The sequence below is a fragment of the Bartonella quintana genome, from assembly GCF_009936175.1.
In the GTDB taxonomy this organism is placed as follows: domain Bacteria; phylum Pseudomonadota; class Alphaproteobacteria; order Rhizobiales; family Rhizobiaceae; genus Bartonella; species Bartonella quintana.
This window is the reverse complement of sequence record NZ_AP019773.1, coordinates 878,780-895,509: the sequence shown is the minus strand read 5'-3', so window position 1 is coordinate 895,509 and position 16,730 is coordinate 878,780. Positions and strand designations below refer to the sequence as shown.

At 36.7% G+C, this 16,730-nt stretch carries 12 protein-coding genes; 10 read left to right on the top strand and 2 right to left on the bottom strand.

All coding sequences use genetic code 11. From position 1 onward, the window contains the following. Positions 1–791 precede the first annotated feature (791 nt). The gene (locus MF1_RS03615) at positions 792–5,354 is read right to left on the bottom strand and encodes an apolipoprotein A-IV repeat region-like domain-containing protein (protein ID WP_161510487.1); all 4,563 of its coding nucleotides are present in this window, start codon (positions 5,352–5,354) and stop codon (positions 792–794) included. 729 nt (positions 5,355–6,083) lie between these two features. Here MF1_RS03615 and hfq point away from each other — a divergent pair. The 4 genes from hfq to MF1_RS03595 all read left to right on the top strand — a co-directional run bounded on the left by hfq (position 6,084) and on the right by MF1_RS03595 (position 10,862). Beyond that, entirely contained in the window at positions 6,084–6,323 is a 240-nt protein-coding gene (gene hfq / locus MF1_RS03610; RefSeq protein ID WP_011179303.1) for an RNA chaperone Hfq, read from the top strand. Positions 6,324–6,383: 60 nt separating this feature from the next. Then, a complete protein-coding gene (gene hflX / locus MF1_RS03605) occupies positions 6,384–7,727 on the top strand; it encodes a GTPase HflX (RefSeq protein ID WP_161510486.1) in 1,344 nt (447 codons plus the stop codon). 135 nt (positions 7,728–7,862) lie between these two features. Continuing rightward, positions 7,863–9,629 carry a hypothetical protein gene (locus tag MF1_RS03600; protein WP_174235336.1) on the top strand — a complete coding sequence of 589 codons (1,767 nt, stop codon included), beginning with the start codon at positions 7,863–7,865 and terminating at the stop codon, positions 9,627–9,629. A 156-nt stretch (positions 9,630–9,785) separates the two neighbouring features. Continuing rightward, positions 9,786–10,862: a COX15/CtaA family protein gene (locus tag MF1_RS03595; RefSeq protein ID WP_174235335.1), complete on the top strand. Its 1,077-nt coding sequence runs from the start codon at positions 9,786–9,788 to the stop codon at positions 10,860–10,862. A 21-nt stretch (positions 10,863–10,883) separates the two neighbouring features. On the opposite strand, the gene argC is transcribed toward MF1_RS03595, so the two are convergent. Next, on the bottom strand, positions 10,884–11,819 hold the full coding sequence (gene argC / locus MF1_RS03590) for an N-acetyl-gamma-glutamyl-phosphate reductase (protein WP_014924011.1): 936 nt from the start codon (positions 11,817–11,819) through the stop codon (positions 10,884–10,886). A gap of 336 nt (positions 11,820–12,155) precedes the next feature. On the opposite strand from argC, the gene glyA reads away from it, so the two are divergent. The 6 genes from glyA to nusB all read left to right on the top strand — a co-directional run bounded on the left by glyA (position 12,156) and on the right by nusB (position 16,699). Beyond that, complete coding sequence (gene glyA, locus MF1_RS03585; RefSeq protein WP_014924012.1) at positions 12,156–13,469, top strand: serine hydroxymethyltransferase; 1,314 nt, start codon at positions 12,156–12,158, stop codon at positions 13,467–13,469. Positions 13,470–13,483: 14 nt separating this feature from the next. Beyond that, entirely contained in the window at positions 13,484–13,966 is a 483-nt protein-coding gene (nrdR, locus tag MF1_RS03580; protein ID WP_161510484.1) for a transcriptional regulator NrdR, read from the top strand. After that, on the top strand, positions 13,959–15,086 hold the full coding sequence (ribD, locus tag MF1_RS03575; RefSeq protein ID WP_161510483.1) for a bifunctional diaminohydroxyphosphoribosylaminopyrimidine deaminase/5-amino-6-(5-phosphoribosylamino)uracil reductase RibD: 1,128 nt from the start codon (positions 13,959–13,961) through the stop codon (positions 15,084–15,086). Before nrdR ends, ribD begins: the two co-directional genes overlap by 8 nt. Next, positions 15,068–15,688 carry a riboflavin synthase gene (locus MF1_RS03570; RefSeq protein ID WP_011179311.1) on the top strand — a complete coding sequence of 207 codons (621 nt, stop codon included), beginning with the start codon at positions 15,068–15,070 and terminating at the stop codon, positions 15,686–15,688. The genes ribD and MF1_RS03570 overlap by 19 nt, the downstream gene beginning before the upstream one ends. Positions 15,689–15,767: 79 nt before the next feature. Next, the gene (locus MF1_RS03565; protein ID WP_011179312.1) at positions 15,768–16,226 is read left to right on the top strand and encodes a 6,7-dimethyl-8-ribityllumazine synthase; all 459 of its coding nucleotides are present in this window, start codon (positions 15,768–15,770) and stop codon (positions 16,224–16,226) included. A gap of 2 nt (positions 16,227–16,228) precedes the next feature. Beyond that, on the top strand, positions 16,229–16,699 hold the full coding sequence (gene nusB, locus MF1_RS03560; protein ID WP_161510482.1) for a transcription antitermination factor NusB: 471 nt from the start codon (positions 16,229–16,231) through the stop codon (positions 16,697–16,699). The last annotated feature ends 31 nt before the right edge of the window (positions 16,700–16,730 follow it).

Below are 16,730 nucleotides of genomic sequence, written 5' to 3'. Positions count from 1 at the left end.
TTTCATTGACATCAGCAAGATTATTCTTTTCTTCTTAGCAAAAATTTACTGAATTTAGTCAGTTTTTAAAAACAGGTAAAATATTACTACACATTATATGACCAAGGAGTTATTTTTTGCAATGCTGGCAAGAAAGGAAAGAACAGAAGAAAGTCACTTATTCATTTAACCTGATTTCCATAAACATATGCTCTCTTTACATTTCTATAAGTGAGTATAGGACTTATAAAATAATATTTGCAATTTTAAAATATTCGTATCCTCTCTAACGGAGCCTGGAAAGCCGAATAATGGAAGTCGTTTTGTTTACTATTGAATAAAGGATGAAAATAATTTCTTTAGATGGAGCTGTGTTCAATTTTGTATTGTAATAGGCTGAAAAATGGAATTTTGTACATTGATGAAATCAGCCATGCTGATGTAAGCAAATATGGATATTTCAATGAACAAAGATTTAGCTAGAAAATCTGTGCGTAAGCATTTTATACATGAAGTTAGTTGTTATATAGTCTGTATACGAGAAGTGAAGTAGTGTGAAGGGGACTGGCGCGGAAAGTAGAGGAAGTTATGCTCATCCTCTTGAAATGCCATGCTTATGCTGTTTGATAATTGATCACGCTATTTTAATTAGGGTTATTGCTTAGAATATCTGTAAAACCGAAAGTCAATCGTCCCGCCTAAACCTTTGGTGCACAATACTACATTTATGACCAGCGCGTTTTATGATGAGCGGTGAATACCACTGGAAAAAGAAAAAGTGGAAAAAAATCTTTTTCCACTTTTTTTATTAGCTATTTGATACGGCCACTTGCATGAGCAAGCAGAGTGTAGACCTTTCCAGTATCCGATATCAGATATTTTCGAACTGAGTTGGAAGAACCAGAACTACGGGATACATCGCGTAAGAGTTTTTCAAAATCCGCAATATACTGATTAACGGAATTTTTAAAATGAACATCGCCCATATAGTTTTTCTTAACCGTTTCAAATATCGCTCTTCCCTTTAAGGTATAAAGACGTTCTATCACGATGTTTTTTTGGCCACGCCGATAATGATCCCATAGGTCGATGACAGCATTGTGGTTAATGGATCGTACTATACCAGCTGCTAATGCGTTAAGAGAGCCGCTTACAGGACGCTGTTTTGTTTGTACTGGTGCAAAAACAGCATCATCAGGCATTTTCTCATACAAGGTTTCTTCACGCGAAACTCTTTCTAAGAGATTCGATACCCATTTATTTTGCCTTTTTTTGCTTTGGTTTTGTTGCAAGACAGGCTCAGGTGGTACTATCTTCTTGACAATTTCAGGGGAAGCACTATCACTCCTATTAAACGTTGATGATGTGGAAGTTGTCAGTATTAACTGTTCTTTTGCACTCTTTTGATCACTGTTTTGTGTAACGCTTACCAAATCTTTTAATGCTGTAATTTGTTCATTCAGAGCATGACGGATTGTTTGCGTTGTTTCCTTTGTCTTTTCTGGCAAATTTTGAACACTCTCATTAATATCATTATTAATTTTTGAAAGTTCTGAACGAATTTCATCAGCTGAGCGACGTATATCTTCTGCTGCACCTGAAAAACGCGTTGAAGCTTCATTAATAAGCTGATTAAGTGATTGTTGGAGAGAATGTGTGGAATTACGTGTATTTTTGTCAGTGCGTTCAAATGCCAAACTGAGAACATTTTCATAATGTTCTATTAATTGATTGATTTCATTAGATTTTGAAACAAGAGCACTACTTAATGCAGAGAGCGTTTTGTGTTTTTCCTCAAGTGTTGTACTCAACGAATTTTCGGATTGTTCAAGAATGTGAATGGTCTCAGAAAGAGTTTTAGCATGTTCACCGAAAGTGCTTGTTATATGCCCAATCTTTTCAAAGATGTTTTGTGAAAGCCCTTGTAAAACTTCTACATTGTTATTGAGCGCTTGATTTGAGGCTGATAAATGCTCAGCCGCTTGATTGGTTTTGCGGAAAAAATTATTCGCAGTCTCGCTAAACTGACCATCAATATTTTGAACTGTTGATAATAAAATATTACTATTCTCGTGGAAGCTGTAAATTGATTGATTCAACTGCTTAAGAATAGAGGAGATGTTATTGACAAGATCTTCTTTCATAGCAGTTACGGTTTGAAGAGTTTCAGAGTTGGTTTGTGTCAAGCTATTCACTAAAGACTCATTTTGTGCATAAATTCTTTGTTCAGCATCTTGTGTTGAGAGGGAGAGCTGTTCACTGATATGCTGTGTTAAGTGACTAATTGATTCAGTTGTGTTCTGCGCAGCTTGATTTAAATAATTTGTCAACTCTGTGAGCTTTTCAACATGCCCGGAAATTTGAGTAGCTGTCTGCTTGCTTGCTTCTTCCAAATGATTACTTACGTCAGAAAGCTGATACCCTAGATTATTTTTAAGGTTCTGCATAGAATGATGAAGAACATTGCAGCGCTCATTGAGTACTTCTTCAATTGCTGTTGCTGAAGTATGGATTGTTTCATTCAACAATGTTTGTGCATTATGACTCGCCGTGGTGAAGGATTCTACAGTCTGAGCTGTCTGTTCAGATAGAACAGAAAGAACTTTTTCACTGGTATCATAAACTGTTTGTTTAACGTTTGATACAATACGATTGCCAGACTCCGAGAGAATATTTTCTGTTTTTACAGCGATATTGGCAACAGACGAAACTATCTGTTCACCCGTAGAAGAAAGAATATCAGAGGCTTTTATAATTTTATCGCGCAGGTTGCCTGTAACTGTATTAACGGAATCTTCTAATGTAATGCGTATATTATCAACGCTCGTTTCCAGCGCTTGTTGAATTGCTTGGCTTTGTTCATTATTAAGGATGATAGATGTTTGTAATGTATCAGAGCGTTCTTCGAAAGCAGATGTTTGCGCTTCGATGGTTTCACGTACTTGGTCAAATTTTTCGGATAATTTTTCTTCTAGTATGGCTGCACATTCAAAAATCTTATGTGCACGAACTTCTAAATTTGTATCGAAAGATTCCAGGTGTGTTTCAAAGGATTCAAAGAATTTACCATTGGATTGAGAAAGGACATTCTTTAAAATTTCGGTATGACCTTCGAGATTTTTGATATGTCCTTGAACAGTTTCCGTAATATTCTTGTTATTGGCAACAATTGCGTTCTCAACTAAATCTATCTGTTGCTTTAATGCAACATCAACACGTATATCACTTTTTGCGATGAGATTATGGATTGTTTCCATCCGTTGTTCGAGTGTGTGCGCCTGATCTGCAAGAACTTCATTAAGAGAAAAACTATTAATAGCCAAAGAGTCACGCAGAGCATCAGCGCGTATATCAATATTTCTAGCTTGCGCTTCTAAGGCATCTTTCGTTGTATTGCAGCTTTGCGTGATGACTTCTTGTAGTTTCTCTGTGCATTGAACTATATTTGCAGCGTGATTTTCAGCATGTTGATCAACGATTTGAACATTATCAACTAAAACCTTTTTAAGATCTGAAGTATTTTGGGCTATGGTATCAATTTGATTTTTTAATGTATCAGCGATTTTATTCTTTTCGTTATCGAGCATGTTTGCCATCAGAGCTCTTTGATCAGAAAGTTGTAATTTAAAATCCTGTGAACGTTCTTGTACTATATCAACAATTGCACTATTGACGTGTTGAATTTCTTCTCTCAACCTTTCTTTGCTTTTGTCGATTGCAGAAAGAATAATTTCATGTCCGTTTGTGAACGCGTCAGTAATATCAGTTGTTCTTTCTTGGAGATTTGCATTAATTTTCAAGACATAACCGTCTAAGAAATCACCAAGCTTTTCAGCATTATCTTTTAGGGTTTGACTGCGAGCAATAAAGGATTCAATGATAGAATCACTATGTTTTTTAAGAGAAAGATCAACAGTTGTTAAACGGTCTTCAAGGGTTTCAATTGCTTTTGAAGTTATGTTATCAAATTTAGAAGAAAGTTCGTCTGCTTGCCCATCGAGCTGCATGATTTTTTCATCAAAATTCTGGAGAGATTGATTATTGCGATCAATAATGGTTTCATCTAATATTTTAAATTTTTCTCCAATACTGTGCAGAGTCTGATCTGTTGCCGTTTGTATATGCGTTGCAATTTTAGCAATATTCATTTCAGCTTTAGCAGCTGTTTCATTAAAGATTTTTTCTATTTGCTTTTCATTATTATTAAAGCGTTCTGAGAAATCATCAAAGTTTTTCCCTAATTCATGGAAAAATTCTGTGTTTTTTTGCTGTACCTGTTTCGTGGTTTCGCTAAATTTTTCAGCAAGCTGATTTGTTACACTATCGCCTACGTAGGAAAGTTTTGCAACAAGATCTTCCCCCTGTTTTTGTAACGTCTGCGAAAGTGTTTGTGCAAGCTTTTCAACATTAGTTACAATCTTGGAAGTAACCAAGCCAAATTCATCGTTTAGTTGTTCTTGTGTTCCTTTAATTCTTGATTGTACGCGATCAGCATGATTTAAAATAGCTATGCGTTCATTACTCAACTCTTTGATTAATGTATGAATGCGCGATTCATTTTCAGCGTAAGCTTTTTCTAGGTTATGAACTTCACCTTGTATAATAGCTTCAAGCTCAACAGCACGTCCAAGGGTACGTTCAATTCCCTCGTTCATTGCTGCTACTTCTTCACGAATGGTTTCTCCTATAGCAACAGCTTGTTTTTCAGATATATGTTGTGGTTCACTAAGGCGCTGTGCAGCATTTGTCATAAGGACAGCAATATTGTGCAATTCATTTGAACGTTTTATTAATTGAGCAAATCCCCAAGACATAAGAATAGGAATTGTTGTCCCTGCCGTTACAGCCAGTCCAGTTGATGATGTGAAAAAAGTAGTAATATTGGATAAGGAACTGAGTCCAGCAGGCGCTAGCTTATGAGCAATAAAAGCACCTCCTGCTGCCCATAGAGCACTGAGCGCTGTTGTACACAAGTAGATTCGAGAAACAGAATTTTGCTTTAATAATTCAAAATTTAAAGGGGTCGTTAGATCATCATTAGCAGGAAGAAGTTGCCTAGATAACACTGTATTATGAACAGTTCCACCTGAAAGCTCACCCGTAGGTTTTTGGGAAAAAAGCTGTTCCACTACGGATTCATCAACAACAGTGTTATCATGAATATTCGAGGCAAGAATCGAATGACCATTTTCAACAAAAATTTCTTCTTCTGCTGTTGCAATCTTTTGAATCAAATCATCTACATTAACAACATTTTCAGAATTATTGAATGATATTGTTTCGATTGCCGCGTCATCAAAGTCAAAGTTCATGGCTTTTGTGAGCGCTTCTTCAACTTCAACTTCAAATGTTTGTAATTTGGTTCTGCGTGCCATACTCGCCTCATACTCTTACAGATGGAAAAGAGATACGTCCTCCTCCATATACGCCAGTATACTAGCTGTTAATTATTTAGAAAGGAATATGTTAAGGGCAAAATTTTGAAAACTTATCAAGATAAAGTTAACGCAACTCTTTTAGTATATTCAAAAACGGTAAAAAATAAAATAAAAACAATGTAATATTTAATTTTAATCAGAAAAAAATATTGTTTACAATTCTCGATTATAAGCAAAACCATGAGATGGTTGTATTTGAATAAGGGGAATTTAATAACAGTTGTGCACAGTGTTTTAAAGAGATCTATAGCCTGCGAATGCTTTTATATATGTGCAGTATATACTGTTATCGATGACAAATTGATGCATCATACTATTGCACTGCCCATTTCTGTTGATTCTGAATGAGAGAAATTGAGAAATTGGCTATTTATTCTCCTAAAATGCCCATGGTTTGAAATGGATCATTTTGCAATTGTTTTTGAGCGCAAAATTAAGAGGTCATTTTTTAACAGTGATTCATGAAATAGTAAATGTGAGGAGTTTTCATATTTGATGATTGGTTCTATAGATTATGAATGCTTATTGCCTTAAAGAATATTTTTTCTCTCGATATTAAATTATCTTTTACTAAATTTTATAGGTTCTACGTTGACAATTTGATATTTTTCAGTCGATATGCGTGCACGGATATTTTAGGCAATTCAAGATGAAGGTGTAAGAATAATGGCAGAACGATCACAACACCTGCAAGATGTATTTTTAAATACGGTGCGCAAGCAAAAAATTTCTCTTACAATTTTTCTTGTAAATGGCGTTAAACTAACAGGTATTGTAACCTCATTTGATAATTTTTGTGTCCTTTTGCGTCGTGATGGACATGCGCAATTGGTTTATAAGCATGCTATTTCTACAATTATGCCGGGACAACCTGTACAGATGTTTGAAGGTGAAAGCTCTGAATAAACAAGCTACTTTATTTCATTATAAACCTCTTATCCTGTTTTTAAAATGCTTTAAGTGCCCATGGTTAATGAAAATGAGAGATTTGGGGGATTTTTTTCACGGATTGTAGAACAGGTACGCGCTATTGTTTTGGTGCCAATTTGCCAAGAAAACAAAAGTGCAAGTGCTTCATGTGGGCGTTCAATGTCTTCTCGGGTTCAAGAGGCATTAGGGTTAGCTCGTGCTATAAGATTAGAAGTTATTCATCATGAAACGGTTAATATTCCTACGCCATGTCCCGCAACTTTATTGAGAAAGGGTAAAGTAGATGTACTTGCTCATTATATAAGTGAATATAATATTGAGCTTGCAATTATAGATCATTTTTTAACACCAGTACAGCAGCGTAATTTAGAAAAGTTATGGAATTGCAAAGTGATTGATAGAACAGCTTTGATTCTTGAAATTTTTGGCGATCGCGCGCGAACGAAAGAAGGGGTTTTACAAGTCGAATTGGCGCATTTATCTTATCAAAAAAGTAGACTTGTGCGTAGTTGGACACACTTGGAAAGACAACGTGGTGGCTGTGGTTTTTTAGGTGGACCTGGTGAAACCCAGATTGAAGCGGATAGGCGTCTATTGCAAGAGAAAATTATTCGTATTCGCCGCGAATTGGAAACAGTTATAAAAACACGCGCTCTTCATAGAGCCAAAAGAAAAAAAACATCCCATCCAGTTGTTGCTTTGGTAGGGTATACCAATACGGGGAAATCAACACTTTTTAACCGTTTAAGCGGTGCAGATGCATTAGCAAAGGATATGTTGTTTGCAACGCTTGATCCAATTGTGCGCAAAGTTATTCTTCCCCATGGGAAAACTATTCTTTTATCTGATACTGTAGGTTTTATCTCTAATTTACCAACAAATTTGATTGCAGCTTTTAGAGCAACCCTTGAAGAAGTGGTTGAAGCTGATCTCATTCTTCATGTGAGAGATATGTCAGATCTTGATCATCGCGCACATGCCCAAGATGTCTTAGAAGTGCTTTCAGGTCTTGGTATTGATACTGATGATACAGAGCATATCATCGAAGTTTGGAATAAGATTGATATATTAGATGAGTATGCATTGAATGTTTTGCAAACAAGTGTAAAAACACGATTAAATCCTGCGGTCATGGTATCAGCGCTTAAGAGCGATGGACTAGATCAATTATTAGCAGCAATTGAAAAGCGAATTTTTGGAGAAATGCAAAGCATTGAATGTCTTTTAAGACCTCATGAAATGTCGCTTATTGATTGGTTTTATGAAAATTCTGGTGAAATAATACAGGAAGGGCATGATGATGGTTCTGTTACTATTAGAGCCGTACTCACTTTTGAAGCAAAAAAACGGCTAGATCATATCAAACAAAATATGAATTAAAGTTTTTTAAATCTATTGCTAAACATTTTTGCTTAAATTTTTCTCATCTCAAAATAATATTATTTCAAGTTAAGAGGATAGTTACTACTTTCTCTTAATAAAAAAATATGAAGTATTTTTCTAGTTTAAATAAAAATGAATCTTAAGTGCAATAGGAAACTACTGGTATGCACAATGATGCGAAACGTTTTGGTTGTTTTGCTGTTGGCAGTGCTATGTGCATTTTTTATTTGGTTGTATTACTTTTTTCAGCCACGGGGCTACCAGGCAACCTTAACATTTTCGTTATCTGATTCTGTAGGAAAACCTTTGCCAGTAGATAAACGAAAGAATGTTATCGCTTTTTTATTTTCACAGCCTATACTTTTGCATGATTCAAGCTTGCAGAATTTTTCTTTTAATGCTTCTCATAAGAAAGATTTTCGTGAAAATATTCATTTATTCTGCAATGGTGATCTCATCAAACTTACTTTTGAAGCTGAAACACTTGAAGCGGCTCAACAGGGATTGGAAACTTGGTTTTCCGCATTTTCAGAAGCAATCATAAGACAGAAACAAACATTATTGTTAACGGAGCAGCAAATTGAGCAACAATATGATAACACTACAGTACTTAATCTAGTGCAGCGATTTCGCTCATCTGTTGATTCTTTGATTTACCACGAGGCAAAACAAAAGGAGCTTAATGATCTTTCTGTCCAATTAACACAAGCAACTTTAAAGCGTATTCATTTAACGAGTTTGAATTCGACCATTAAGATGATGCGTGAAAATGAACAGTCTTTACTATCTTTATCATTTATTGCAGGCAATTCAGTGGTTGCTACATTAGAATCCAAGCGTGATCTTTTAGAAACGCAAAGAGCGCATATGGTTACACAATTAGGTTGGACACATCCACAAATTAAGGCAATGACTGCGGAATTAGAGGCGCTTTCTCATCAATTAGAAAATAAAATTTTGCAGATTGCTCATCAAATTCATTCAGATGAGATTCTTGCAAGGGACTTTGAAGAACAGCTCAAAAAAAGGATTAGCCTTTTTGTAACAAATCAATCCCAATATTTGAATCAAATGTTTAATGAGCTAGAAAATAAAATAAGAACAATAGTAGATGCAAAAAACAAAGAGATGAGTAAGGATATTTCTTTCTTGCAAAAGACAAAGATTCATGTAGTGGCGCCGACAACGTTAGCACCAATTTCTTTTATGGCTTTGTACGGAAAAAATATTATTATTAGTGTATTTGCAAGCTTAGTCACTCTTTTGGGAGGAATTTTGTTGTTTCACCAATGCTTTGTAACAAAAAAAGATCAACCGGAAGAAGATGATTTTAAAAATGATGAGAGCATTTTAGTCTCTCAAGGAAAAAAAAATCTTGAGGTTTGTATTACAATAGAAGGATTATCCGATTTTTTGAAAAGCTGCGTTTCAACAGTTGTTTCAGTAATTGGTCCAGAAGCCGCGCAGATGGCGGCAAAATTATCTCTTCATCTCATAAAAGAGCGTAAAACAGTTCTGTTAGTCGATCTTTCTGGTCAACAAATAGAGAAAGTCATTGGACCACATCGGGGATTGAGTGATATTTTAACGGGGAAAGCTCAGTTGCATGATGTTATTTATCGTGATTATGATACGGGGATTGATATTCTTCCTCAGGGTTTAACAAGTGCTGTTTGTACACAAGATTTTTCAAATAATATCCCTCATCTATTACAGGGATTTAAAAAAGATTATGATTTTATCATTTTAGAAATGGCGGATAAACCTAAATATGGATCTGAGCAATTTGCAGAGCTAACAGACTATTATATTTGTAGTATTGCTCTTAACAAACAGGATTGGATGATGCAGATGGTGAGCAAGTTTCCCAAAACTGTTTACCGCGTATTTGCGTCATAAATGTCGTAAAATAAGAATAAAATACTCGTTGCATGTTAAGTGGTAGGTAGGCACGCTTGTCTTGTGCTAAAGTTGTAGTACATATTAAAAGAGCTAAGATTTAATATTTAATTTTGAAATGTATCGTGGTTGGGAAGAGACGTGGGGCAATCAGAGATGGCAGAAAAAATTTTGAATAACGACGTTTTAACATCATTGCAAAAGAAAAACCGAAAACAAATTCAAGTGTGGCTTTATTCTATTTTATTGCTTTGTTTGGCAATTGTTTTAGTAGGGGGGGCTACCCGTTTGACGGGATCAGGATTATCGATAACCGAATGGAGGCCAATTCACGGCGTAATTCCACCGATTGGGGCAGAGCAGTGGCAGGAAGAATTTTTGAAATATCAACAGATAGCGCAATATAAGCTGCTTAATCGCGATATGACATTAAATGCGTTTAAGGTAATTTTCTGGTGGGAATGGGCGCATCGCATTCTTGGGCGTCTTGTTGGGCTTTTGGCTTTATTGGGGTTAATTTGGTTTTGGGCGATCAAACGTATTGAAAAAAATATTTTACTCAAGCTTACCATTGTGCCAATTCTTATTGCTCTTCAGGGAGCTATTGGTTGGTGGATGGTAGCTTCAGGTATTGGCCAAAGTAATTTAACAAGTGTGAGTCAGTATCGTTTGGCATTTCATCTTATAACAGCATGTTTTATTATTACTTTTGTTACTTACTTATCTCGAGGATTTACAGAATATTCAGAAAAACCAGCGAATCAAGGGGTTCAACATTTTGCAGGTTGGCTTGTTGTTTTGATTTTGATTGAGATTTATTTTGGTGCTTTGGTTGCAGGGCTGCATGCTGGAAAAGTTTATAATACATGGCCCCTTATGGATGGTCAGTTCATACCCGATGGGTTAATGCAGCATAATCCTGTTTGGCTCAACTTATTTGAAAATCCTTTGACGATTCAATTCATTCACCGTTTGTTTGCGTATTTTTTATTTTTTGTAACGATCATTCACGCTTTCTATGTACAAAAGAATATTCCACACTCAACCCATTCTCGTCGTGCATTTTTTATATGTGTTATGATAGTTGTTCAGGCATTTTTAGGTATTATTACACTGCTACGTGAAGTTCCAATAGGTTTGGGGCTCATTCATCAAAGTGTTGCGTTAGCAATATTGTGTTTTTCAGTTGTACACTGGCGAGCAACAAAGGAGGCGTATCGTGCTGTTGAATAAAAATTTGTGTCTTAAAAAGTGTTAATTCCCTGAAAGCATTAAGTCAAGATTTTGAACAACAGCTGCGGATGCACCTTTTCCCAAATTATCTAATATGGCACATAAATTGAAAATCCCTTCGCTCTCGTTGCCAAAAACAAACAGTTTCATACCATCTTTATGTGCTAAGCATTCTGGATTGAGTTTACTAAGCACATCAGTCTCTTCTTGTGATGCAACGGATATGATATTTTGTCCATCATAATGGTTTTCAAGAATTTCACGCAGATCAGAACAGTTTGCTGATTTTGTAAAGAGATAACGATGCAGTGGAAGATTTATAATCATTCCTTGAGGAAAACGACCAACACTTGGGACAAAAATAGGTGTTTGGTTTATCTGTCCATAGATTTTAATTTCTGGCACATGTTTGTGTTTAAGATTGAGACCATAAATAAAATAGTTTTGCAAAATTTTATTTTGTTGAGATTGATTTTCCATTTGCGCAATCAATTGTTTTCCGCCACCCGTATAGCCAGATATTGCGTTAATTGATATCGGATAATAAGCATCGAGCAGACCTGCTTCACGTAAGGGGCGAATCAAACTAATTGCACCGGTAGGGTAACATCCAGGATTGGTTACATAATGTGCTGCCTGGATACGTTTTTTGTGTCCGGCGGTCATTTCAGGAAACCCGTAGATCCAGTTTGGTGCAACACGATGGGCTGTTGAGCTATCAATAATTCTGATTTTTTTATTCTTTTGAAGCCAGTTAACTGTTTCGCGTGCGGCATCATCTGGAAGACACAAAATAGCAATGTCGGTTTGATTAAGATAGTCTCGCCGAATATCAATATTCTGTCGATCTGTATGAGGAAGAGAGAGTAATTCTAAATCCAAACGCTTTGTTAGCCGCTGTTGTATCTGTAAACCAGTTGTTCCATATTCACCATCAATAAAAATTTTTGTTGCCATTCCTTTTGCCTTGAATCCGTACTTTTTTTGTCATCTCCAGCTTATCACACTTATAAATCAGCGTAAATTATTGAATATTTTAAGATGGAAAGCTGCTTGCTTATAAAAAGGGTGCAATAAGAAATGTTAGAATAAATGCAATACCCATTTTTCCCTATTTATGTTTGTAAGTCTAGAATTTTATTATTAGATGGCAAAAAAATCTTCTTCATTCGCCAACGAATAAGGCAAATCTTTGTTATATTTTAAAATAAAAATAATTTAAAATATTTGGTCTACATAGCTTGCTGTGGTATCGTTTATTGCTTTACTTTTTTAATATTAGGAACGTATTTTATGACCAAGCAAGCAAATGACATACAAAAGCGCTTTTTTAATGATAATTTACAAACCGTTGATGTTGCAATCTTTGATGCAATCAATGGAGAGTTTAAACGCCAACAAAACGAAATTGAATTGATTGCGTCAGAGAATATTGTTTCAAGGGCAGTTCTTGAAGCACAGGGGTCAATTTTAACCAATAAGTATGCAGAAGGTTATCCAAGAAAGCGCTTTTATGGGGGTTGTCGCTTTGTTGATGTCGTTGAAGATTTAGCAATTGAACGAGCAAAACAGCTTTTTGGTGCTGCTTTTGCTAACGTCCAGGCTCATTCTGGTAGCCAAATGAATCAAGCTGTATTTTTAGCTTTACTCCAGCCTGGTGATACATTTATGGGGTTGGATTTAAATTCTGGTGGTCATCTTACTCATGGTTCATCCGTTAATATGTCAGGAAAATGGTTTGATGTTGTTTCTTATGGTGTGCGTAAAGAAGATCAGCTTCTTGATATGGAAGAGATTGAACGTCTTGCAAAGGAACATAAGCCAAAACTTATTATAACGGGTGGATCAGCTTATTCTCGCTTATGGGATTGGAAACGATTCCGTGAAATTGCAGATGAGATCGGTGCTTATTTGCTCGTTGATATGTCTCATATTGCTGGTTTAGTCGCTGGTGGTGTTCATCCTTCACCTGTCCCACATGCACATATTGTAACAACTACAACGCATAAATCGCTACGAGGTCCTCGTGGTGGTTTGATATTGACAAATGACGAAACTTTAGCCAGGAAGATTAACTCAGCGATTTTTCCTGGTCTTCAAGGTGGTCCTTTAATGCATGTAATTGCAGCGAAGGCTGTTGCATTTGAGGAGGCTTTGCAACCTGCTTTCAAGAATTATAGTGCCAATGTTGTTGTTAATGCGAAAACCTTAGCAAAGACATTACAAAGTAACGGTTTTGATATTGTTTCTGGTGGGACAGACAATCATTTATTGTTGGTTGATTTGTGTTCTAAAAAAGTGACAGGAAAACGTGCTGAATTGGCTTTAGGGCGTGCTCATATTACCTGTAATAAAAATGCTATTCCTTTTGATCTTCAAGCACCATCTGTAACATCGGGGATTCGTTTGGGATCACCTGCTGCGACGACACGTGGTTTGGCGGAAAATGAGTTTGTACAAGTTGGTCATATGATTTCAGAAGTTCTTGATGGTCTCCAAATGGCAAAGAGCGATGAAGACAATAATGCCGTTGAAATGGCTGTTAGGAAAAAAGTAGAAGATATGACAAATAAATTTCCTCTTTACTCTTATCTTCCCATTTGTTAAGGACATAAAAAAAGATGCGTTGTCCTTATTGCCAATACGAGGATACACAAGTTAAGGATTCGCGTCCTGTTGAGGAGGGGGCTGTCATTCGTCGTCGGCGTGTGTGTCCCGTTTGTGGCGGTCGCTTTACCACCTTTGAACGTGTTCAACTGCGTGAGCTCTTAGTTTCTAAAAAAAGTGGTCGGTGTGAGCCATTTGATCGTGATAAGTTAATGCGGTCAGTTGAGATAGCTGTACGTAAGCGTAATATTGATCCTGACTATATTGAACGTGCAATTTCTGGCATTGTACGTGGGCTCGAGAGTTTAGGAGAACCAGAAATTGCTTCAGAAAAAATTGGACATCTTGTGATGGAAGCGTTGAAAAACATTGATGATATTGCCTATATTCGTTTTGCTTCCGTCTATCGAGATTTTCGTAATGCAAGCGATTTTCACGATGTTATAGACGAGTTATCAAAGGGTATAGCGAATACAGAATCTTGTTTTGATGAATAAAAAAGTGCAAGATGAGCGGTTTATGGCCGCAGCTATCCGTTTAGCAGAGCGTCATATCGGTCTTACTGGTGAAAATCCTTCTGTCGGTACGATAATTGCACGAAACGATGATAGTCGAGGAAGGTGCATTGTTGGCTATGGTGTAACGGCCATCCACGGGAGGCCTCATGCTGAGGTACAAGCTCTACACATGGCTGGACCTTTGGCCCGTGGTGCTACTGCCTATGTTACTTTAGAGCCTTGTTCGCATTATGGCAAGACTTTGCCGTGTGTAAATGCTCTCATCAATTCGGGTATTTCACGAGTTGTTGTTGCTCTTACCGATTTAGATAAGCGGGTTGATGGACGTGGTATTGCCCTTTTGCGCGCAGCTGGCATTGAGGTTGTTGAAGGGGTTTTGGCTGAAGAGGCTTTTGAAGCGTTGTGCACATATTGGTGTATAAGGAAGCTGCAACGCTGTGCCGTCACTTTTAAAATGGCAATTTCTGCTGATAATGGTGTGGGAAAAAAGGGGCAAGGTGCAATAAAAATTAGTGGAATGACTTCTCACACCCACACTCATATTTTACGTGCTCAAAATAATGCTATTCTCGTGGGGGTTGGTACTATCTTAGTGGATGATCCACAATTAAGTTGTCGTTTGCCAGGCATGGAGAGGCGTTCGCCTATACGTATTATTTTGGATGCAGATTTATGTATCCCACTTGATGCAAAAGTTGTTCAAACGGCAAAGAAAATTCCTACATGGGTTATTTGTGATGTGAATTTTTCAAAAAAAAGCAAAAAAAGTGCACTGGAACAGTGTGGGGTGTCTGTGTATTCAGTAGAAATGAGCAATGGTTATATGCAACCCCTTACTGTTTTACGGCTGCTTTATCAACGTGGAATCAATAGCGTTTTACTTGAGGGAGGGGTAAAAACGGGGGAAAAGTTTTTAAATGCTGGTTGTGTAGATCATTTGATATGCTTTTATGCACCCGTTATTTTAGGCAAAGACCGTATTGAAGCTCCTCATTTTGGGAATTATCTCTCGCAATTTTATGAAGTGGAGACAAGAATGTTCGGAAATGACCGTTGTTATAAATGGAGGCGTAAGACATTATGTTCACAGGAATTGTAACAGATATCGGTTGTGTTGAAGACATTCAATCTTTAAAGCAAGGTGTGCGGTTCAATATTTCTACTCACTATGATATGGAGAGTTTAGAAATTGGTGCATCAATTGCGTGTTCAGGTATTTGTCTAACAATTGTTGAGCGAGGATCAAAACAAAAAGCGAAGACCAATTGGTTTGCTGTAGAAGCATGGGAAGAAGCGTTGCGTTTGACGAATCTTGCACAATGGACAAAAGGAACTTTTGTTAATTTAGAACGTTCGCTGCGATTGGGTGATGAAATGGGAGGACATTTGGTTTCTGGTCATATTGATGGCTTAGCTGAGATCATTGATCAGAAAAAGGAAGGTGATGCAGTTCGTTTTTTCCTGCAAGTTCCAACAAAATTCACGCCCTTTATTGTAAACAAAGGGTCTATCGCACTTAATGGGACATCTTTGACTGTTAATTGTGTTAAAGATCGTATTTTCGATGTTCTTATTATTCGTCATACACTTGAAATGACCACCTGGGGACAAGCAAACATTGGAGATCGGGTCAATTTAGAAATTGATCAGCTTGCCCGTTATGCTGCCAAACTTTCTGGCTTTAAAGTAAAAGATGAGTAAACTGAAAATTTATTATAGTTTTTAAAATTTGGTGCTCTATGCGCCTAAATTCGTTGGTTAATTTTTATGAGTTCCCATTATGACAAAAGAGATACATAAAAAGTTGCATGTATTGATTGTTGAAGCGCGTTTTTATGATGGAATTTCTGATGCACTTCTTAAAGGTGCAGTGCGTACTTTGCAAAAAGCCGGAGCAAGCTATGATATTGTGACAGTGCCAGGAGCATTAGAAATACCAGGTGCAATAGCTTTTGCTGAAAAGAATAGTAAGGTATTTTACAATGGTTATGTAGCACTTGGTTGTGTGATTCGGGGTGAAACGTACCATTTTGAAATTGTCGCAAATGATTCTTGTCGCGCATTAATGGATTTGACTGTTCATAAGCACTTGGCTATTGGAAATGGTATTTTGACCGTTGAAGATGAGAAACAGGCATGGGTTCGCGCAAACCAAGATGAAAAAAATAAGGGTGGTTTTGCTGCTGAAGCTGCTTTATGTATGATCGCTCTAAAAAAGAGATTTGGAGATAATCATTAAATATGGCTGATATAAAAGGCAAATATTCTCCACGTTTAGCCAATAAACGCGGAGCAGCAAGACTGGCTGCAGTTCAAGCACTCTATCAAATGGATATTGTCGGTTCTGGTGTGATGGAAACAGCAGCTGAATATGAAGCTTATCATTTAGAAAAAAATATTGATGGGGATCAGTATCTTGATGTTGATTTTCAATGGTTTTTAGCTATTATAACGGGTGTTGTAAAAGATCAAAAACAGCTTGATCCTATGCTTCATCAACAACTTTCAGCAGAGTGGTCACTTTCCCGTCTTGATTCCATACTAAGAGCAATTTTGCGTGCAGGTTTATGGGAGTTGATTAACCGCCAAGATGTGCCTATCGCTGTTGTTATGAATGAATATGTTGATATAGCAAAGGCATTTTTTGAAGGTGACGAACCGAAGCTCGTTAATGCAGTTCTTGACAGCATGGCGAAAAAAATCCGGCTCTAAAAGTAGAGTTAAAATCCTAATGTTAAACAGA

Excerpts from the sequence above, each read along its gene's own strand:
- MF1_RS03570 (WP_011179311.1), top strand. The coding sequence starts at position 15,068 with ATGTTCACAGGAATTGTAACAGATATCGGTTGTGTTGAAGACATTCAA.
- MF1_RS03565 (WP_011179312.1), top strand. The coding sequence starts at position 15,768 with ATGACAAAAGAGATACATAAAAAGTTGCATGTATTGATTGTTGAAGCG.
- MF1_RS03600 (WP_174235336.1), top strand. The coding sequence starts at position 7,863 with ATGAATCTTAAGTGCAATAGGAAACTACTGGTATGCACAATGATGCGA.
- MF1_RS03595 (WP_174235335.1), top strand. The coding sequence starts at position 9,786 with ATGGCAGAAAAAATTTTGAATAACGACGTTTTAACATCATTGCAAAAG.
- nrdR (WP_161510484.1), top strand. The coding sequence starts at position 13,484 with ATGCGTTGTCCTTATTGCCAATACGAGGATACACAAGTTAAGGATTCG.
- glyA (WP_014924012.1), top strand. The coding sequence starts at position 12,156 with ATGACCAAGCAAGCAAATGACATACAAAAGCGCTTTTTTAATGATAAT.
- argC (WP_014924011.1), bottom strand. The coding sequence starts at position 11,819 with ATGGCAACAAAAATTTTTATTGATGGTGAATATGGAACAACTGGTTTA.
- hflX (WP_161510486.1), top strand. The coding sequence starts at position 6,384 with ATGGTTAATGAAAATGAGAGATTTGGGGGATTTTTTTCACGGATTGTA.
- MF1_RS03615 (WP_161510487.1), bottom strand. The coding sequence starts at position 5,354 with ATGGCACGCAGAACCAAATTACAAACATTTGAAGTTGAAGTTGAAGAA.
- nusB (WP_161510482.1), top strand. The coding sequence starts at position 16,229 with ATGGCTGATATAAAAGGCAAATATTCTCCACGTTTAGCCAATAAACGC.
- ribD (WP_161510483.1), top strand. The coding sequence starts at position 13,959 with ATGAATAAAAAAGTGCAAGATGAGCGGTTTATGGCCGCAGCTATCCGT.
- hfq (WP_011179303.1), top strand. The coding sequence starts at position 6,084 with ATGGCAGAACGATCACAACACCTGCAAGATGTATTTTTAAATACGGTG.